This window comes from Oscillibacter ruminantium GH1, from assembly GCF_000307265.1.
Classification (GTDB): Bacteria; Bacillota; Clostridia; order Oscillospirales; family Oscillospiraceae; genus Oscillibacter; species Oscillibacter ruminantium.
Genome location: NZ_DF158897.1, coordinates 443,480 through 463,583, shown reverse-complemented (window position 1 = coordinate 463,583; position 20,104 = coordinate 443,480). Strand labels below are relative to the sequence as shown.

At 55.2% G+C, this 20,104-nt stretch carries 17 protein-coding genes; 11 read left to right on the top strand and 6 right to left on the bottom strand.

The genetic code is table 11. The features are described from left to right. The first annotated feature begins 1 nt into the window (after position 1). The 5 genes from ON16_RS06720 (at position 2) to gyrA (ending at position 6,420) form a co-directional block, all read left to right on the top strand. Entirely contained in the window at positions 2 to 217 is a 216-nt protein-coding gene (locus ON16_RS06720; protein WP_040660534.1) for an RNA-binding S4 domain-containing protein, read from the top strand. Next, complete coding sequence (gene recF, locus ON16_RS06715; RefSeq protein ID WP_040660532.1) at positions 207 to 1,319, top strand: DNA replication/repair protein RecF; 1,113 nt, start codon at positions 207 to 209, stop codon at positions 1,317 to 1,319. Before ON16_RS06720 ends, recF begins: the two co-directional genes overlap by 11 nt. Positions 1,320 to 1,394: 75 nt before the next feature. Next, a complete protein-coding gene (gene remB, locus ON16_RS06710) occupies positions 1,395 to 1,661 on the top strand; it encodes an extracellular matrix regulator RemB (protein WP_040660530.1) in 267 nt (88 codons plus the stop codon). Between the two features lie 235 nt (positions 1,662 to 1,896). Then, positions 1,897 to 3,849, top strand: coding sequence for a DNA topoisomerase (ATP-hydrolyzing) subunit B (gene gyrB / locus ON16_RS06705; protein ID WP_040660528.1), 1,953 nt, complete (start codon positions 1,897 to 1,899; stop codon positions 3,847 to 3,849). Positions 3,850 to 3,864: 15 nt separating this feature from the next. Then, positions 3,865 to 6,420 carry a DNA gyrase subunit A gene (gene gyrA / locus ON16_RS06700; protein ID WP_040660526.1) on the top strand — a complete coding sequence of 852 codons (2,556 nt, stop codon included), beginning with the start codon at positions 3,865 to 3,867 and terminating at the stop codon, positions 6,418 to 6,420. Between the two features lie 119 nt (positions 6,421 to 6,539). Here gyrA and rnhA read toward each other — a convergent pair whose 3' ends face one another. The 3 genes from rnhA to rpsT form a co-directional block, all read right to left on the bottom strand. Further along, positions 6,540 to 6,977, bottom strand: coding sequence for a ribonuclease HI (gene rnhA / locus ON16_RS06695; RefSeq protein WP_040660524.1), 438 nt, complete (start codon positions 6,975 to 6,977; stop codon positions 6,540 to 6,542). Between the two features lie 270 nt (positions 6,978 to 7,247). Further along, positions 7,248 to 9,164, bottom strand: a complete 1,917-nt coding sequence (locus ON16_RS06690) for an NAD(+) synthase (RefSeq protein ID WP_040660522.1) — start codon at positions 9,162 to 9,164, stop codon at positions 7,248 to 7,250. 446 nt (positions 9,165 to 9,610) lie between these two features. Further along, positions 9,611 to 9,874, bottom strand: coding sequence for a 30S ribosomal protein S20 (gene rpsT, locus ON16_RS06685; RefSeq protein WP_040660521.1), 264 nt, complete (start codon positions 9,872 to 9,874; stop codon positions 9,611 to 9,613). Positions 9,875 to 10,068: 194 nt separating this feature from the next. Here rpsT and gpr point away from each other — a divergent pair, with 194 nt between their 5' ends. Then, positions 10,069 to 10,965, top strand: coding sequence for a GPR endopeptidase (gpr, locus tag ON16_RS06680; protein WP_040660519.1), 897 nt, complete (start codon positions 10,069 to 10,071; stop codon positions 10,963 to 10,965). Here the strand turns inward: gpr and ON16_RS06675 are convergent. Continuing rightward, positions 10,962 to 11,714: an exodeoxyribonuclease III gene (locus tag ON16_RS06675; RefSeq protein ID WP_040660517.1), complete on the bottom strand. Its 753-nt coding sequence runs from the start codon at positions 11,712 to 11,714 to the stop codon at positions 10,962 to 10,964. The two genes, gpr and ON16_RS06675, sit on opposite strands and share 4 nt — an antisense overlap. A 149-nt stretch (positions 11,715 to 11,863) precedes the next feature. Between ON16_RS06675 and ON16_RS06670 the strand changes: the two genes are divergently transcribed. From ON16_RS06670 to spoIIP, 5 genes are all read left to right on the top strand, one after another. After that, the gene (locus ON16_RS06670) at positions 11,864 to 13,228 is read left to right on the top strand and encodes an MATE family efflux transporter (RefSeq protein WP_243441784.1); all 1,365 of its coding nucleotides are present in this window, start codon (positions 11,864 to 11,866) and stop codon (positions 13,226 to 13,228) included. Between the two features lie 99 nt (positions 13,229 to 13,327). Further along, the gene (gene metG / locus ON16_RS06665; protein ID WP_040660514.1) at positions 13,328 to 15,292 is read left to right on the top strand and encodes a methionine--tRNA ligase; all 1,965 of its coding nucleotides are present in this window, start codon (positions 13,328 to 13,330) and stop codon (positions 15,290 to 15,292) included. A gap of 197 nt (positions 15,293 to 15,489) precedes the next feature. Further along, a complete protein-coding gene (locus ON16_RS06660) occupies positions 15,490 to 16,254 on the top strand; it encodes a TatD family hydrolase (protein ID WP_439645731.1) in 765 nt (254 codons plus the stop codon). A 5-nt stretch (positions 16,255 to 16,259) separates the two neighbouring features. After that, complete coding sequence (locus ON16_RS06655) at positions 16,260 to 16,886, top strand: TatD family nuclease-associated radical SAM protein (protein WP_040661019.1); 627 nt, start codon at positions 16,260 to 16,262, stop codon at positions 16,884 to 16,886. A gap of 122 nt (positions 16,887 to 17,008) precedes the next feature. Beyond that, a complete protein-coding gene (gene spoIIP, locus ON16_RS06650; protein ID WP_040660512.1) occupies positions 17,009 to 18,175 on the top strand; it encodes a stage II sporulation protein P in 1,167 nt (388 codons plus the stop codon). Positions 18,176 to 18,273: 98 nt separating this feature from the next. Here spoIIP and hemW read toward each other — a convergent pair whose 3' ends face one another. Continuing rightward, positions 18,274 to 19,503, bottom strand: coding sequence for a radical SAM family heme chaperone HemW (gene hemW, locus ON16_RS06645; RefSeq protein ID WP_040660511.1), 1,230 nt, complete (start codon positions 19,501 to 19,503; stop codon positions 18,274 to 18,276). Positions 19,504 to 19,694: 191 nt separating this feature from the next. Next, complete coding sequence (locus ON16_RS06640) at positions 19,695 to 20,099, bottom strand: PaaI family thioesterase (RefSeq protein ID WP_040660508.1); 405 nt, start codon at positions 20,097 to 20,099, stop codon at positions 19,695 to 19,697. Positions 20,100 to 20,104 lie beyond the last annotated feature (5 nt).

Here is a 20,104-nt window from a genome sequence, read left to right as displayed (position 1 = left end):
TATGAAAACAATAACAATCACAACGGAGTATGTGAAATTGCAGGATCTTTTGAAGTTGGCCAATCTGGTTTCCTCCGGCGGCGAAGCGAAAGAACGGATTCAGGGCGGAGAAGTCCTGGTCAACGGCGAGATCTGCACCCAGAGGGGAAAAAAACTGCGCCCCGGTGATGTGGCGCGAATTGACGGAGAGGACTGCACGCCATCTTATGCGGATTGATCGTCTTACCCTTGAACATTTTCGCAATTATAACCGACAGGATGTGGCATTTGACACAGACTGCAATGTGATATTTGGTGAAAATGCCCAAGGAAAAACCAATCTACTGGAAGCTATTCAATATCTTTCCTGCGGTCATTCCAGTCGGGCAAAGAGTGACCGGGAACTCATAGGATTTCAGGCGGAAAATGCTCTGATTCAGGGGCAAATTTTTGCCCGTGATCGGGAGTTTGTACTGCGGACGGAGCTGTATCGAGAAAAACGGCGAAAACTTTGGGTTAATAAGGTCCCGGCAAAAACCTCATCGGAACTTTCTCAGGTGTTTCAAACTGTTTTTTTCTGTCCGGAGGATTTGCTTTTGATTCGGGAAGGCGCGGCGGCGCGAAGAAAATTTCTTGATCAGGCACTCTGCCAGCTTCGACCCAGATATGCGGCGGCCTTGGCGGCGTATCGCCGGGTCTATGCTCACAAAACCAGAATTTTACGGGACTGTGAGGAACAACCCGGACTTTTGGATATGCTGCCGGAGTTTAATGAACGATTGATTCAAAGCGGCGCGGTTATCATTCATTATCGGGCTCAATTTACTGAAAAATTGGCGGTTTGCGCCGCCGCCAACCATGCGGACTGTTCCGGCGGAAAAGAAAAACTCTCTGTCAATTACAAAACAGTCTCCACGGTTTTAAATCCGTTGGAAGGACTGCCGCTTTTGACCGATCAGCTTCGCGCGCATATGGAATCCCACAAACAGGCGGAGCTTGGTTCCAGATTATGCTTGTCCGGCCCGCATAAGGACGATTTATTGGTGGAAATTGATGGACGAGATGCAAAGACCTATTCTTCTCAAGGGCAGACCCGGACGGCGGCATTGAGTTTAAAGCTGGCAGAGCGAGAAATTTATAAAAATGTCACCGGAGAAGCGCCTATTCTTTTGCTGGACGATGTTCTCTCTGAGCTGGATCCCCGGCGGCAGGAATTTGTTCTGAACCGCATTTCAGGGGGGCAGGTTTTTATCACCTGCTGCGAGGATGACCGACTGCCGGTTTTACTGGGTGGAAAAGTCTTTCACATTGCCGCCGGAAAGGTGCTGGAATCATTCTAAAATGCCTGAAAACACAATGTTTCACGTGAAACGTGAGTCTCTAAAAAGAGGCGCGTTGAGAAAGGGACTTGTATCTTGTATCTTCACATTGGTCAAAACGAAATTGTCCCGGAAAAACGGGTGGTCGGTATTTTTGATCTGGACAAATGCAGCTATGAAAAGCGCACGCGGGAGTATCTTGCAAAAGCGGAGGCGGAGGGCGTGGTGCTGGATGTTTCCGGTACTCTGCCAAAATCCTTTGTGGTGTGCGATCACCCTTACCACGCCCAGATCGTCTATCTCTCTCAACTCAGTCCCACGACTTTGCAGCGCAGGGCGGAGAGCCTGCAATTGGAATTGTAAAAACAGAGCATTTGAAATGCTTTGCAGGATGCCACTTACGAACTTGCAGTCGAGAGCAAGAAAAGAACCAACATTTTTCTTTTTGCAGGGCTGATTGAAAAGGCGGCAAAGAGAAAAAGAATGCTGTTTATCAGTGTATAAATATTCATAATACTTTACTCAGGGGCAAGGAGAAGCGGGCCCGCGGGTCGGCGGACCCGGCTCTTCTTGCCTTGCATACGGAAGGAGAAACCAAATGGCAGAAAATGAAATGCTAAATTCAACCACAGTCGGTTCAGAAAACGAGTATGATGCCTCAGAAATTCAGGTTTTGGAGGGGCTGGAGGCGGTTCGTAAGCGGCCCGGCATGTATATCGGGTCCACGTCGTCTTCCGGTCTGCACCATCTGGTGTATGAGATCGTAGATAACGCCATCGACGAAGCGTTGGCAGGGTATTGCACGGAAATTCTGGTGCAGATTAATGCCGACGGAACCATTACCGTGGTAGATAATGGCCGCGGTATTCCCGTGGACATTCAGGCACAGACCGGCCGTCCGGCGCTTGAAGTCGTGTTCTCTGTGCTGCATGCCGGCGGAAAATTCGGCGGCGGAGGCTATAAAGTTTCCGGCGGACTCCACGGCGTGGGCGCATCGGTGGTCAACGCCCTGTCCGAGTGGCTGGTCGTACAGGTCCACAAGGACGGAAACATCTATGAGATGCGTTTTTCCCGCGGTGGTATTACGCAGGAGATGAAGGTGGTGGGAACCACCGATCACACGGGCACCACCGTCACCTTTAAGCCCGACCCGGAGATGTTCCGGGATACAACCGAATATGAGTATGACATTCTTCATACCCGGATGCGGGAACAGGCGTTTTTGAATGCCGGTCTGAAGATCCGAACTGTGGACCTGAGAGAGGGCCGGGAGCAGTCCGACGAAATGCACTATGCCGGCGGCATCCGGGAATTTGTCACGTGGCTGAACCGGGCGAAGGATGCGCTGCACAGCGATGTGATCTATATGTCCGGCACCAAGGACGATTCCATGGCGGAGATTGCTATTCAGTATAACGATGGCTATAACGAAACCATGCTGTCCTTTGCCAACAACATCCATACGCCCGAGGGCGGTATGCATGAGGAGGGTTTTAAGCGGGCGCTGACCAATGTGCTCAATGCCTACGGCAAGAAAATCGGAATGCTGAAGGATGGGGACAAGATTTCCGGCGAGGACTGCCGGGAGGGTCTTACCTGCGTGATTTCCGTGAAGCTGACCGACGCCCAGTTCGAGGGGCAGACCAAGGCAAAGCTGGGCAACAGTGAAATCCGCACGCTGGTAAACAATCTTGTTTCCAACAAGCTGGACACCTATCTGGAGGAAAACCCGCAGGTGGGGCGCATGATTTTGGACAAGTCCCTCACCGCAAACCGCGCCCGTGAGGCCGCCCGAAAAGCCCGGGAATCCATTCGCCGCAAGACCGCTTTGGGCGGCGCGGCTATGCCGGACAAGCTGCGGGACTGCAACGAGGCAAACCCGGAATTGACAGAAATCTATATCGTCGAGGGTGACTCCGCAGGCGGCTCCGCCACACAGGGACGGGACTCCCGGTTTCAGGCCATTCTTCCTCTGTGGGGAAAGATGCTGAACGTGGAGAAGGCCCGGGCCGATAAAGTATATGGCAACGACAAGCTCCAGCCGGTTATTACCGCGCTGGGCGCGGGCATCGGCGACGAATTTGACCTGACGAGGCTCCGCTATCATAAAATCGTCATCATGGCGGATGCCGATGTGGATGGTTCTCATATCCGCACCCTGCTGCTGACCTTTTTCTTCCGCTTTATGCGGCCCTTGATTGAGCACGGCTATGTTTATGCCGCTGTTCCCCCCCTGTTCAAGCTGACACGGGGCAAAAACTCCCGCGTGGCTTATTCCGAGGATGAGAGCCGCGTGATCTCCAACGAAATGCGGGCGGACAATCCCAATGCAAAGATTGAGATCAGCCGCTATAAGGGCCTTGGCGAAATGAACCCCCATGAGCTATGGGAAACCACCATGGACCCGGAAAAACGGACGCTGCGCCGCATTACGCTGGATGACGCCGTGGCCGCCGACGAAACCTTTTCCATCCTGATGGGTGAAAAGGTGGAGCCGCGGAAGGAATTTATTGAGAAGAACGCGAAATACGCGGTCAATCTGGACTATTAAGGAGGGAGAACCGAAATGAGTAAGAAACCCCAGTATGATCCCGAGGAGATTCGGTTCCCCAATCAAAAGATTGAACAGTCTCCCCTCGTTTCCGAAATGCAGAAATCCTATATTGAGTATGCCATGAGCGTCATCGTGGGCCGCGCCCTGCCAGACGTGCGGGACGGTTTGAAGCCCGTTCACCGCCGGATTCTGTACGCCATGTATGAAGATGGCCTGACCTTCGAGAAGGCCTTCCGCAAGTGCGCTACGGCCGTCGGCGATGTTCTGGGTAGATATCACCCCCACGGCGATCAATCCGTGTACGACGCGCTTGTGCGCCTTGCGCAGGACTTTTCCATGCGCTATGTGCTGGTGGACGGACACGGCAACTTTGGTTCCATCGACGGCGACCCCCCCGCTGCCTACCGTTATACGGAGGCGCGCCTTTCCAAAATTTCCGAGGAAATGCTGCGGGACATTGAAAAAGATACCGTGGATTGGGACCCCAACTTTGACGAGACGCGGAAAGAACCCCGGGTTCTTCCCGCCCGTTTCCCCAATCTGCTGGTCAACGGCTCCAGCGGCATCGCCGTCGGCATGGCCACCAACATCCCGCCCCATAACCTGCGGGAGGTCATCAACGCTTGCATCTGTGTGCTGGATAATCCGGAGGCAGAGATCGCTGATCTCATGCAGCACGTAAAGGGTCCTGATTTCCCCACCAAGGGCATTATTATGGGCCGCAGCGGCATTCGCGCGGCCTATGCCACCGGCCGGGGCCGGGTGGTGATCCGCGCCCGGACGGAGTTTGAGGAATTTGGCAAGGATCGGACCCGCATCGTGGTGACGGAAATCCCTTATCAGGTGAATAAGCGTCTGCTGATTAAAAACATGGCGGAACAGGTAGAGGACAAGCGGTTAGAGGGTATCTCCGACATCCGTGACGAATCCGACCGAAACGGTATGAGGGTGGTTATTGAGCTGAAGCGGGACGCGAATCCGCAGGTGGTGTTGAATCGCCTGTTTTCCCAGACCGCGCTGCAATCCAGCTTTGCCATCAACATGCTGGCACTGGTGGATAATCAGTCTCAGCCGAAAATTTTGTCTCTGCGGCACATCATTGACGAGTATCTGCGCTTCCAAGAAGAGCTGATTGTCCGCCGGACAAAATACGATCTGCGCAAGGCGCAGGAGCGCGCTCACCTGCTGGAGGGCCTGCTGATTGCGCAGGATCACATCGACGAGGTCATCAAGGTCATTCGTTCCAGCTACGACAGCGCCAAGCAGGATTTGATGAGCCGCTTCGGTCTGGACGAGATTCAGGCGCAGGCCATCTGCGACATGCGGCTGATTGCCTTGCAGGGTCTGAACCGGGAGAAGCTGGAGACGGAGTATAAGGAGCTGGAAGAGAAAATCGCTTACTTTGAAAAACTCTTGGCTTCTAATGAAATGATCCGCGCCGTTTTGAAAGAAGAACTGATGGCCATTGCCGAGAAATACGGCGATGACCGCAAGACCGAGATTCAGGATGTAGAAAACGAAATTGATATCGAGGATTTGATCGAGGAGGAAGAGTGCGTCTTCACCTTGACGGAGGCGGGCTATATCAAGCGTACCCCGGTCAGCGAGTATACCGCGCAGTCCAAGGGCGGCATGGGCAAAAAGGGCATTACAACCCGGGACGAGGACGTGGTGGTGGATGTGTTTACCGCCTCCACCCACGACTATATCCTCTTCTTCACGGATACCGGAAAGGTCTACCGCAAGAAGGGCTATCAGATTCCCGAGTCGGGCAAGACCGCCAAGGGCACAAACCTCATCAACATCTTGCAGATTGAGCAGGGCGAGCGGGTTCAGGCCATGATCCACACCCGCTCCATTGAGGATGACGGCCGGTTCCTCTTCATGGTGACCCGAAACGGAACCGTGAAGCGTCTGCCAGCCAATACGCTGAGAAATTTGCGCAATAACGGCATCCGCGCCCTGCGGATGGACGAGGGTGACGAGTTGATTACCGTGCGGGAGACGGACGGCACCATGAGAATTCTCATTGCCACCCACGATGGACAGGCCGTCTGCTTTGACGAGACGGACGTTCGGCCTATGGGAAGGGACGCTATGGGTGTTCGCGGTATCCGCCTGCGGGAGGGCGACTATGTGGTTGCCGCCGCCCGGGCCGCAGAGGGTAATACCGTCCTCTCCATCACGGAGAAGGGCTATGGTAAGCGTACCCCCGTGGAGGATTACCGCATCACGAACCGCGGCGGCCTTGGTATCAAGAACTATATGGTGACGGATAAAACCGGCCCTGTGGTGGGCGTCAAAGTCGTGGACGGAAGCGAAGATATTCTGCTGGTTACCCAGAGCGGCATCATGATTCGTACTGCGGTGGACAGCATCCGCGTAGCGGGACGCGCCACGCAGGGCGTTATCGTCATGCGCTTTAAGGAGGACGGGGATCAGGTCATCTCCATGGCACTGACCGATAAGGAAGAAGCGGAGCCTGTTCAGGAGGATGGAGAGCTTTCTCAGGGCGAGGGCGAGGTTCTTCCCGCGGAAGAGCCGACGCAGGACGAGCCGGAGGCGTAAGCCGCTTTAAATGAGCTTTCTGTCTGTGAGGCACAGAAAAATTCAATAAAAAAAGATCAGGAATGGCAAGCGCCATTCCTGATCCTTTTTTGCTCTATGAAATGCTCCGTAATAGAGTGTCATTTAAACTTTCTGCTCTCGGCCACTGCCAATTCGTCGCAGCGGTTGTTTTCGGCGGTATCGGCGTGACCCTTAACCCAGTGGTAGCGGAGGGTATGAGTATCCGTGAGTGCCAGCAGTTTTTCCCAGAGATCGGGATTCAGGGCGGGCTTTTTATCGGACTTGACCCATCCCCGCTTCTGCCAGCCCTTTGCCCAGCCCTTTTCAAGCCCGTCAATCACGTATTTGGAATCGCTCCAAAGGTCGACGGTACAAGGCTCTTTCAAAAGTGATAACGCCTCAATTACGGCGGTCAGCTCCATGCGGTTATTGGTGGTGTCTGCTTCACCGCCGGAGAGTTCCCGCCGGTGCGCGCCGTACAGGAGGACGGCTCCCCAGCCGCCGGGGCCGGGATTTCCGGAACAGGCTCCGTCTGTGTAGATGGTGACAGTTTTCATGAAAACTCCTTTTAAAAGAAGACGTGGGGGCCGTTAAAAACGGCCTCCACGCCGAGATCAAGGTTTTATTCCAGCGTATCCAACTCACTTTGCCAGAGATTCATACTTGCGTCGCTGGGCATTCGCGCGTCGTGGCAAAGTCTGCGCTGCTCCGTTTCTGCCTGCGGCAACAACTTCGCGCGCTTCCTTGCCCCTCCTTTTCCCACAGCAAAGGAAGTGACTTTGCTGTGGGAGCCCTTTTTTGGCGACTTGCTCCTCAAATATGAATGCTTACAGCGAATCCAACTCACTTTGCCAGAGATTCATACTTGCGTCGCTGGGCATTCGCAAGTCGCCCCGGGGAGAAACCGCCACAGAGCCAACCTTTGGCCCATCGGGCAGGCAATTGCGCTTAAACTGCTGAGAGAAAAACCGACGGTAAAAGGTTTTCAGCCACTTTAAAATGACCGTGCGGTCATACTTTTTCCCCCAGGCATCCATAGCCAGCCGATAGATTTTGCTCGGGCTGAAGCCCCACCGCAGCAGATAATACAGAAAGAAGTCATGGAGTTCATATGGACCTACCAAGTCTTCCGTCTTCTGGGAGATATTTCCCTGCACTGCCGGCAGAAGTTCCGGGGACACCGGCGTGTCCAGAATATCCTCCAAGACAACGGTCAGATCCGCGTCCTTGTCTTGATTATCCCGGGCAAGATACGCCACCAAGTGCCGCACCAGCGTCTTGGGAATCGAGGTGTTGACCGCATAATTGCTCATGTGGTCCCCGTTGTAGGTACACCAACCCAATGCCAGTTCGGAGAGATCGCCGGTGCCGATGACAAGGCCGCCCGTCTGGTTGGCCACGTCCATCAAAACCTGCGTCCGTTCCCGGGCCTGTCCGTTTTCAAAGGTGACGGAGTGATCCGCCATATCATGGCCGATATCCTTGAAGTGACTGCGGACGGAGGCGGAAATGTCCACAGTTTTCAGGGTGGCCCCCAGCCGCTCCGCCAAAATCACGGCGTTGTTTTTCGTCCGGTCCGTGGTGCCAAAGCAGGGCATGGTCACCGCCACAATGTCCGTCATGGGCCGATCCAGCATCTTTAGGGCAAGACCCGTAATCAGCACCGCCAGCGTGGAGTCCAGCCCGCCGGACAGGCCCACCACGGCGGTTTTTGCCCCGGTGTGTTCCAGCCGCTGCTTGAGGCCCAGAGACGCAATCAACAAAATTTCCTGACACCGCTGATCCCGGTCCCCCTTTCCCTCGGGGACGAAGGGCATGGGCGCAATATAGCGGGTCAGTTTCGTTTTTCCCATGGTGAGGGAAAACGTATGCTCGTATTTTTCCTCCCAAGAGAGGTCTGCAAAACTCTGCGTGCGGCGGCGTTCATAGCAGAGCCGCTGCACGTCGATCTCGGAAATCAGCAGGCCGCCCTCAAACCGCTTCTCCGCCAAAAGGGTTCCATTTTCGGCAATCAGCTGATGCGCGCCGAACACTACATCGGAAGAGGACTCCCCTTCCCCCGAGCTGGTGTACACATATCCGCACAGAAGTTTTGCCGACTGCATGGTCACCAGCTGACGGCGGTACTGGTCCTTGCCAATGAGATCGTTGCTGGCGGAGAGATTTCCAATCACGGTGGCCCCGGCCTGCGCCATTTTCACAGAGGGAGAATCCGGCGCCCACAGGTCTTCGCAGATTTCAAAGCCCAGCACCAGACCGGGAACTTCTGTGCAGGCAAAAGTCTGCAAGGCCCCAAAGCGCACATCCTCCTGCCCGCAGAGCGTAATAAAATCACCCTCTGACGGCGCAGGTGCAAACTGGCGCTTTTCGTAAAACTCGCTGTAATTTGGCAAATGCGTCTTAGGGACGACTCCTAAAATACATCCTTTTTGTATAATTGCAGCGCAGTTATACAATTTGTTATTACACCGGACGGGAAGACCTACTGCCGTTACCACCTCCAGATTCCGGGTGGCTTCTAAAACGGTGGCAAGGGCTTCCTCTGCGCCCCGCAGCAAAGTCTCCTGATAAAAAAGGTCGCCGCAGGTATAGCCCGTCAATCCAAGCTCCGGAAGGACCAAAACTTTAACGCCCGCCTTCTCTGCTTTGCGCATCAGGGTGAACGTCTCCTCCGCATTGCGGGCACAGTCAGCCAGATGAATCCGGGGACTTCCGCAGGCGACAGAGATAAAACCGTCTTTCATGCAAAAACGCCTCCTGAGTAAAAATGATTTGTCTTTATAGTATACCACGCAGGGACTTTTCGCAAGAACGGAAAATACCGTCAAAACCCTCTGCAAAAGAGATATGGAACAGTAAAATAATTTTCTGCATATCAACGCAAAAAAGACCGCCGAAGCGGTCTTTTCTGCTGTGTGTGTTTTAGGAGGGAGAAAACGCATCGGGGTGGGAGTCCCCTTTGCTGATTCTTAAGATACCCGATAAACATGGCGGAATTATGCATTTCCTGTGAACAGTCTGTAAACGAATTGTCGTTTCTTCGGGGTGAATAAGAAAGTTTTCCACAAAACGAGAAAGAATTGTTGAAAAAGTTAGACCATTTACGGATAAACAGCCGCAATTGTAAGGTGTTTCCGCAAAAACTAAAATTTCTCAAAAAAAGACGCCCGCAAATGCGGACGTCTCGTTCTTAGCCAATCTTATTCAGCTTCAGGGTCATCGCGCTCTTGCGGCGCGCAGCCGTGTTCTTGTGCAGAACGCCGCTGGCAACAGCCTGATCGACTTTCTTCACTGCGACCTTGTACACGCCATCGGCCTCGGTGCGATTGCCTTCTGCGGCAACAGCCTCGAACTTCTTGATGGCAGTCTTCAGCTCGGATTTCTCAGCCTTGTTGCGGGCGTTTCTCGCCTCGGCGATCAGAACGCGCTTCTTGGCAGACTTGATATTCGGCAAACCAAACACCTCCTTTGGCAAACTCAATATACGTGAGATTTTATGATCTCACCGTGCAGAATGATATTTTAACAGTTCTTTGAACAAAAAGCAAGCCTTTTTTCAGAAAAAACTTTGATTTTTTGCATATTGTATCTGCTTCCGGAAAACATAACGAAAATGCACAACATTTAGTGGGAGGCGGCTTACAGAAAATGTATATCAAACGGACGGATTTGGCGATGGAGGCCCGGGAATTGTGGCAGGAGAGCGCGGAAAAAACCGCAAAGCTCTCAGGTGTCAAGGCCGGAAAATCCCGCCGGGAGGGCTATCCGGTGACGCGGGTGGAAATTTTGGATGGACAAGGGGCAAAGACGCTTGGAAAACCGGTGGGAACCTATCTAACGCTGGATCTCACCGACTATTGGCAGAGGAAAGAGGGCTATTTCGAGCGGGCGGTCCGGGCGCTCGGCGCGGAATTAAAGGCCATGCTGCCCGGAGATGGGGCGGCCATGGTAATCGGTCTTGGAAACCGGGCTATGACGCCGGACGCGGTGGGTCCGCTGTGCGTGGAAAGCGTGTTAATCACGCGGCATCTGCTGGCCGCCATGCCCCGCCAGTTTGGAGGCTTTCGCCCGGTGTCGGCCTTTTCCGTGGGTGTTTTGGGAACCACGGGGGTGGAATCCGCCGAGGCGGTGCGGGGATTGGTAAAAGAGGTAGAGCCGGATTTTGTCATCGCCGTGGATGCGCTGGCTTCCCGGCGAACGGGCCGCGTCTGTGCCACCGTCCAACTCAGCGACAGCGGAATCGTCCCCGGCTCCGGCGTGGGAAATCAGCGTTCGGCGCTGAACAAGGAGTCCTTGGGCGTGCCGGTCTTTGCCGTGGGAATTCCCACGGTGGTGGACGCGGCCACGCTGGCGGCAGACCTTTTGGAAGAGTCCGGGGTGACGGAATTTGACGAGAAAAAGCTGCGCAGCCGCCGCCAGCCCCTCACCGTGACGCCCCGGGATATTGACGCGCAGGTAAAGGAACTGTCCCGGATGCTGGGTTACGGGGTCAACTGGGCGCTTCAAGAGCTGGAAATTGAGGACATGGCCGCCCTGCTGGGTTAAAGCGCCAGTTCCAGACCCACAGGGCAGTGATCGCTGCCGAAAATCTGATCGTAGATCAAAGCCTCCCGCACCTGCTCCTGCATCCGCTGGGAGACGATAAAATAATCAATGCGCCAGCCCGCGTTCTTCTCCCGGGCGCGGAACCGGTAGCTCCACCAGGAATAGGCGATCCGCTCGGGGTAAAGGGTTCGGAAGGTGTCAGAAAAACCGGCGCGTAAAAGCTCCGTCATCTTCCCCCGCTCCTGATCGGAAAAGCCCGCGTGGCCCCGGTTGGTTTTCGGGTTTTTCAAGTCTATTTCCTCGTGCGCCACATTTAAATCGCCGCACAGCACCACCGGTTTTGTCCGGTCCAGCTCCAGAAGATAGGCTCTGAAATCGTCCTCCCACTGCATACGGTAGTCGATTCGCGCTAACTCGTCCTTAGAGTTGGGCGTATAACAGCACACCAGATAAAATTCTTCAAATTCGGCGGTGATGACCCGGCCCTCGTGGCGGTGTTCGTCCCCGCCGAAGTCATAGGTCACGTTCAGTGGCGGAATGCGGGTGAATACCGCCGTGCCGGAATAGCCGGGTTTATCGGCGCTGTTCCAAAATTTTTCATAGCCCGGCAGGTCAAACTCCGCCTGCTCCGGCTTCATTTTCGTCTCCTGCAGGCAGATTACGTCCGCGTCCGCCTCGGCGCAGAAATCTAAAAAGCCTTTTCCAAGGCAGGCCCGCAGGCCGTTCACGTTCCATGATACCAGCTTCATATAATCCTCCTTGTAATACAGTCATTTTTCACAGTTTACCCGGAACCGTGGAAAATGACAATGTTTTTTGCACCAAACCGTTGCTCCAATGGGAAAAAAATAGTACAATGAGAATCATGTGATTTTATGGGACAAGGATGGAAGATTTCATGGAAAACGAGAATCGGGGTCTGCGGGACATGACGGTCGGCAGCCCCGCGCGACATATTTTCCTGTTTGCGCTTCCTCTGCTGCTGGGGAGTTTTCTCCAGCAGCTTTACAACATGGTGGATTCTTGGGTCGTGGGAAACTATGTGGGCGATGCAGCGTTGGCCGCCGTGGGCGTCGGCTTTCCGGTAATCTTCATGTTCACCTCGCTGTTTATGGGGATTGCCAACGGCGGCACGGTGGTGATTGCCCAGTATTACGGCGCGGGAAAGCTGGACCGGGTGCGGGACGCGGTGGACACGATTTACACCACGTTCCTTGTGTCGGCCATTCCTGTGACGATTCTGGCATTGCTGCTGGTCAAACCCCTGCTCTTTTTGCTGCGGGTGGATGAGGCGGCTTATCATGAGGCTTGGGTCTATCTGATGATCGTCTGCGCCGGGCTGGTGGGGACCATCGGCTATAACACCAACGCCGGTATCCTCAACGGTATCGGCAACAGCCGGACCACCCTGCTGTTTCTGGCCGTTGCCGCGGGACTGAACATTGCGCTGGATTTGATTCTGGTGCTCTGCGCGGGAATGGGCGTTGCCGGCGTGGCGCTGGGCACCATCATCTCCCAGACATTTTCTTGGCTGTTCGGTCTGCTTTACATCAATCGAAAATACCCTCAAATTGCCATTCACCCCTTTTGTTTTCGGTTTGACAAAACGCTTTTCCGTCAGGTGTTGGGCATTGGCCTTCCCGCGGGATTTCAGATGTCTCTGGTGTCTATCGGCGTGATGACGGTAATGAGCAAAGTCAACACCTTCGGTACGGCGTACACCGCCGCCTACAACGTGGGCAATAAGCTGGACAGCATGGCATTTCTGGCGGTGCAGGCCCTTACCAACTCCGTTACCGCCTTTGTTGGCCAGAATGTGGGTGCGAAAAAGCCGGAGCGAGTGCGGCAAGGAGTGCGCATGACGGTGACGGCCACGGTGGTGTGGTGTCTTTTGATGACGGTGGTACTTTTGGTTTGGTCCGACAGGTTGTTTCACCTCTTCTCCCCCGAAGCGGCGGTGGCGGAGGCGGGGAACTATTATATCCGGGCCATCATGCCGCCCTATGCCCTGTTCGGCGTGATGTACATTCTCAACGGCGCAATGCGCGGAGCGGGAGAAAGCGTGTTTCCCATGACGGTCACGATCCTGTCCATGATCGTGCTGCGTGTTCCGGCGGTTTACTATCTGGCGAACCACTTTGGCCCCGCCTATATGTTCTATGGGTTTGGAATCGGGTGGATAGGCGGCTTTGTGCTGTGTGTGACCTATTATCTCTCCGGCCGGTGGAAAAAACGGGGCAGTCTGGCGGACGAAACTTCCTGAGGCGGTTGTTATTTTCCGCTATTTGGCATATACTTTAAATTTACAGACGTTTATTACCGCCCTCTTCCATTCGGGGGGCGGAAAAGGAGGAAAATTTCCATGGAAAAAGAGAGATTCTATATCACAACGCCGATTTACTACCCGTCGGACAAGCTGCACATCGGCCACACCTACTGCACCGTGGCAACGGACGCCACCGCCCGGTATCAGCGCCTGAAGGGGAAGGATGTGATGTTCCTCACCGGCACGGACGAGCACGGACAGAAGATTGAGGACAAGGCCAAAGAGGCTGGGGTCACGCCTCAGCAGTTCGTGGACAATATTGTGGACGGCCCCAAGGGAATCCGGGACCTGTGGAAGCTGATGAACATTTCCAACGACCGCTTCATCCGCACCACCGACGAGTACCACGTTGCCGCCGTGCAGAAGATTTTCAAGAAGATGCACGACAACGGCGATATCTATAAGGGCAAATACAAGGGCAAATACTGCAAGCCCTGCGAATCCTTCTGGACGGAGAGCCAGCTCAAGGACGGCAAATGCCCCGACTGCGGCCGGGAGGTGCAGGACGCGGAGGAGGAAGCCTATTTCTTCCGCCTGAGCAAGTATGCCGACAAAGTCCGGGACCTGCTGGAAAACACCGATTTCCTTCAGCCCCGCACCCGCGTCAACGAAATGATCCACAACTTCATCGACCCGGGCCTTGAAGACCTGTGCGTTTCCCGCACCAGCTTCACTTGGGGTGTGCCTGTGGATTTTGACCCGGGCCATGTGGTCTATGTGTGGGTGGACGCGTTGTTTAACTACACCACGGCACTGGGCTTTTTGAACGAGCAGTATCATGACTATGACAAATATTGGCCCGCCGACGTCCACTTCGTGGGCAAGGAGATCGTCCGGTTCCACTCCATTATCTGGCCCGCCATGCTGATGAGCATGGAAATGCCCCTGCCCAAGCATGTCTACGGCCATGGCTGGCTGCTGCTGGACGGCGGCAAGATGTCCAAGTCCAAGGGCAATGTGGTGGACCCCTATCTGCTGGCCGAGCGGTACGGAACGGACGCGCTGCGCTTCTTCCTGCTGCGCTCCTTCCCCTTCGGACAGGACGGCAATTTCTCCAATGAGCTTTTGATCCAGTGCATCAACACCGACCTTGCCAACGATCTTGGCAACCTCCTCTCCCGCACCGCCGCCATGGTGGAAAAGTATTTCGACGGCCAGCTGCCCGCAGTTCAGGAGGAAGACCCGATGGACGGCGAGTTGATCGCCATGGCCTCCGCCCTGCGGGACAAGTACGAGGCCCAGATGGAAAAGTTCCAGATGCAAAACGGTCTGGAGGAGACATTCAAGGTCATCTCCCGGGCCAACAAATATATCGACGAGACGGCCCCGTGGGTTCTGGCAAAGGACGAGGCGAAAAAGCCGCGTCTTGCCCGGGTGATGTACAACCTGCTGGAAACGCTGCGCATCTGCGGAACACTGCTGCTGCCCTTCACGCCCGACAGCTGCGCCAAGATTTTTGACCAGATCGGCGCATCTACGGAGATGACCGATTGGGAAGCCGCCGCCAAATGGGGTGTGCTGCCCGCTGCCGCCAAGGTCCACAAGGGGGAGAATATCTTCCCGCGTATTGATGTGGAAAAGGAACTGCAGGCGCTGGACGCGGTGCAGGAGGCCGCCAGAAGGGAAAATCTTCCCGCAATCGAGCTGGAACCTCAGCTGACGGAAAAGGTGGATTTTGACACATTCTGCAAGTCCGATTTCCGGGCAGTGAAGGTGAAGGCCTGCGAGGCTGTGAAAAAGTCCGAAAAGCTGCTGAAATTCACGTTGGACGACGGAACCGGCACGGACCGGCAGATTCTCTCCGGCATTCACAAGTGGTATCAGCCGGAGGATTTGGTGGGCAAGACGCTGGTGGCCATTGTGAACCTGCCTCCCCGCAAGATGATGGGGCAGGAGTCCAACGGGATGCTGATCTCCGCCGTCCACACGGAAAAGGGCGAGGAGTGCCTTCACCTTTTGATGGTGGACGACGCGATTCCCGCCGGCGCGAAAATGTGCTAATCGTCGTTGGGGCAAAGTCTGCTCCGCTGCGTTTTTTGAGAGCAATTCCTTGCGCCGCAAGCGATAAAAACCTATAAGATGCTTGATAGACGAAGCCCACCTCTGCCATTCGGCGGGGTGGGTTTCGTTTTCCCCTTGCGGGAAGTGGGGAAAGAGATTATACTGATGGCATAAATGCAGGAAACGGAGGAATCTTCTTGTTCGACACCCATGCTCATTATGACGACGCGGCGTTTGACCCGGATCGGGACGCGCTGCTCTCCGCCCTGCCGGAATTTGGCGTGAACCTTATGGTGGACCCCGGCTGCGATGTGGAATCCTCCCGGGCCGCCGTGGCGCTGGCGGAACGGTTTGATCATGTCTACGCCGCCGTGGGTCTTCACCCGGAGAACTGCGGTGGGTGCGGCGACGCGGAAGTGGAAATGATCCGCCGTCTGGCGGCGCACCCAAAGGCGGTTGCCATTGGAGAGATCGGATTGGATTATCATTGGGACACCAATCCACCCAGAGAATTTCAGCAGGATATTTTCCGCCGTCAGCTGGCGTTGGCGGTGGAGTTGGACCTTCCCGTGATTATCCACGACCGGGACGCCCACGGAGACAGCTTGGCCATCATCGAGGAGTTTCCGAAAGCGAGGGGCGTGTTCCACTGCTATTCCGGCAGTGCGGAAATGGCGGAAGTTCTTCTCAAGCGAGGCTGGTATCTGGGGTTTGACGGCCCGATTACCTATAAAAACGCCCGCAAAGCGCAGGAGGTGGCAGCGGTGACGCCGCCGGAGCGCATCCTGTTGGAGACGGACTCCCCTTACCTCTCCCCCGTTCCGAACCGTGGGAAACGGAACGACAGCAGAAATCTTTTGTATATCGCACAGACCTTGGCCCTGTGGAAAAATATGGCCCCAGAGAAGCTGGCGCAAATTGCCGCGCAAAACGGAAAACAATTGTTTGGAATTGAGGTTTGAACATCATGGAAAAGAAAAAAGGCTTTACCATCACCTATGAATACGGCGGCAACCTATATGTGAACACCACCAACCGCTGCAACTTCAACTGCAATTTTTGTCTGCGGCACAACAAGGGCAGCGGCAGTATTTATACGCACAACCTGTGGCTGGAGCGGGAGCCTACTCGGGAGGAAATTCTGGCGGACATCGAAAAGCGGGACCTGAGCAAGTATGAGCAGCTGGTGTTCTGCGGCTTTGGCGAGCCCAGCTATCGCATGGAGGATATTTGCTGGGTGATCGACCAACTGAAGGCTCAAGGTAAAAAAATCTTTACCCGGATGGACACCAACGGCACCGGCAGTCTGATTCACGGACGGAACATCGCCCCGGACTTTGCCGGGCGGTTTGACATGGTTTCCATCTCCTTGAATACCGATACGGCGGAGAAGTACAACGCCCTGTGCCATCCGGCGCAGAGCGGGGCGTATCAGGCGATGAAGGACTTTGCTAAGGAGCTGCGGCAGTACGTCCCCAAGGTGATGATGACCGTGGTAGATACGATTCCCAAGGAGGAGATTGAAAATTGCCGCCGCATCTGCGAAGAAGAAGTGGGCGCAACCTACCGGGTGCGGGAGTATATCGAGGACTGAGGGCCTGTTTGCATAAGCACTGGGGATGTCTTAAAAATACGACGTGAAAATCGCCGGCCTTTATAGGCCGGCGATTCTTTTTTTGGCTGATAGCGCATAGGTTGTCCACAGAGGTGATGCAAATGAAAACAGCCGCGAAAAAGCGAAGCGGTCCCCGCAGGCTTGGGGCCATGGGTCTGGCGGCGTGTACCCTGTGGGGCGTGGCGGTCACAGCCGGAAGCGACACCATCGCCTCCGCGATTTCGGCCCTGCGGCAGGAGGCGTCGGCGCCTCTGTCGGCGCTGCAATGGGAACTGGGCGATTTGGGGCCGGAGGACGGACTGTCTCCCGCCGCCGTGCTGACAATTGCGGAGTCTCCCCTGCTGCTGTCCGCGCGGGAAACCGTGGCGCAGCTTTTGTCCACGGAGATGCCGGATGCTCCCCAAGAACCGGTGGCGCAGACTCCGGTGGAAGAAACGCCGTTGGATACATCTCCGGTTCCCGCAGAGAATATCCCGGAAAACGGCGTTACCGCGAAAACACTGGTGCCCACGGGGGATGCGGGGTATACCGTCACAGGCAAGGTCTATATTACCAACAGTACCGAACACGCCCTGAGCATTCAGGACCTGACGACTTCTTTTGACGCGGGACTGACCGACGAAGAGCCTCAAATTCTAATTATCCATACTCACGGAAGCGAGGCCTATACCCCTGCGCCGGGGGTGGAGGTGGAATACTCCGGAAATCACCGCAGTACCGACACCCGATACAATGTAGTGGCCGTGGGTGATGTGATGGCCCAGACCTTTGGCGAGGCGGGCATTTCCGTCCTCCATGACCGGACGCTGTACGACTACCCCTCTTATTCCGGGTCGTATGATCGGTCCTTAAAGGCCATCGAGAGCTATCTCACGCAGTACCCCTCCATCCACTTTATTCTGGACGTTCACCGGGACGCCATCGAGGACACAGAAGGCAATGAATACAAGGTAATCTCTCCGGTGGAAGGGGTGGGAAATGCCGCACAGGTGACGATTGTGGTGGGCAGCGACGGCAGCGGCCTGCCCCATCCCAAGTGGATGGAAAATCTGAAGCTGGCGGTGGCGGTGCAGCAGAATATCACGCAGACGTACCCCACGCTGCTGCGTCCCATCCTCTTACGAAATTCTCGTTATAATCAGCACGCCACCACCGGTTCCCTTTTGCTGGAAGTGGGGGCCGCCGGAAACTCTCCGGAGGAGGCCGCTTTGGCCGGAAAGCTGGTTGCCCGCCAGATGGCCGAATTCTTGGAGGCAAAAAGCAAATAAAGTCTGCCGCCCCGAATTCTACTGGGCGGCAGATTGAAAAGAACGCAGCGAATCTTATAAAAACGGCTCTCACCAGCAATGGAGAGAGCCGTTTTATTTTATTGCGGAGGGTTGCCGCAGCCCAGATCCACGCGGAAATCCCCTCTGGCGCGAGCCGCTTCCCGCCGCTTCTTATCCGCGCCCAGCGCGTCCAGCATCCCGCCGATGATCTGGTTTGACACCAGAAAGCCATTGGGCGTCAAGCGCCAGCGACCGTCCTCCTCAACCGCGTAGCCCGCCTGACGGCACTCCTCGAGGAATGGCACAAAGCAGTCAAACCGGCGCCGGAACCGGTTTTCAAACACCTTGGGGTCCAGCCCGAAAACTGTGCGCAGTCCCAGCATGATCCACTCCGTGTCCCGATCCAGAGGCGGAATGCGCTCGTTTTCGGAGAGCAGAGGCCCTCCGGCCTTCATACCGGAGAGATAGCCGTCCAAATCCTTTTCATAAGCATAGCGCACATTACCAAAGTCCGAATGCGCTCCGGGGCCAAAGCCCGCATACTCGCCCAGCGTCCAATATTTTAAGTTGTGCCGGGACTCAAAGCCTGTCCGGGCAAAGTTGGAAATCTCATACTGGAAAAAACCGTGGCGATGGAGACAGTCCACCGTCCAGAGATACATTTCTGCCTGTGCGTCGTCGCTGGGAAACTGCTCGCTGTCCCGCCGCAAAAAGAGGGGCGTTCCCTCTTCCACCTTCAGTCCGTAACAGGAGATGTGCTGGGGGGCCAAGTCAATGGCGGCATGCAGGTTTTTCTGCCAAGTCTCCAGAGATTGTCCCGGCAGTCCATAAATCAAATCCAGAGAGAGATTGGTAAATTTGGCCTTCCGCGCCGCTTCCACCGCTGTTTTCACCTGCGCGGCGGTGTGGATGCGGCCGATGGCTTGCAATTCTTCGTCATTGGCGGACTGCATACCAAGGCTCAGGCGGTTGAATCCCGCCTTGCGCAAAGCGCGCAGATCTCTAAAGTTTCCGGCGGACTCGGGGTTTGCCTCCAGTGTGATCTCTGCGTCCTTTGTGACGCTGTATTTCTTTTGAATGGCTTTCAAAAGGCGTGTCAGATGCTTGACGCCCAGCAGCGTGGGGGTGCCTCCGCCAAAATAAATGCTGTCCACCACATGGTGCTCTGCGCGGGGCGCAATCTCAGCCAATTGGGCTTCCAGCGCCTGCACATAGTCATCCATCCGTCCCTCCGCGCCGGGCAGGGAATAAAAATCACAATAATCGCACTTTTTTGCACAGAAGGGGATGTGGACGTACAGCCCCAGTTTTTTTTGGTCTTCTTTCAAGGCGGCGGCCTCCTTTGCCGGTAAATTACAATCGCAGCGTCCATTTTACAGTTTTTCGCTCTTTTATGCAAGGCGGATATCACTTTCTCACCCGGAAAAAACCGCATCGGACAGAATCTGCGCCCGCAGGTGATTGAACCTGTGGGCGCGGAAAATTCGTTGAGCGGTTAAAAACCTGAAAATGCAAACTCTTATTCCGTACCAATGCAGAAGAACGTGAAACTGCCGGTGGCCAGCAGTTTTCCGGTAGCTTCGGCACTGATGTCCACATTGACAAGGCAGGTTTTTTTGCCCCGGTGCCGCACAGTCCCGATTGCCACCGCGGTTCCCTCTTTAATGTTGGACAGGAAGTTCATGGAGCTGCTCTGTGTCACATAGATGCGCCCGTCGGAGTGGGCGGCGGAACCGGCGGTGCTGTCCGCCATGGTGTATAATGCGCCGCCGTGCAGCATTCCGTGGGGGTTTGTGCTCTCCGGCCGCAGCGTCAGGCGGCATTCCGCCCGGTCCTCCTCCAAGGAACTCAGCTCAATGGAGTTATACGTCATAAAGCGATTCAGCTTGATCCGGTCGTTTTTAATCTCTTCTAATGTTGCCATCGGTT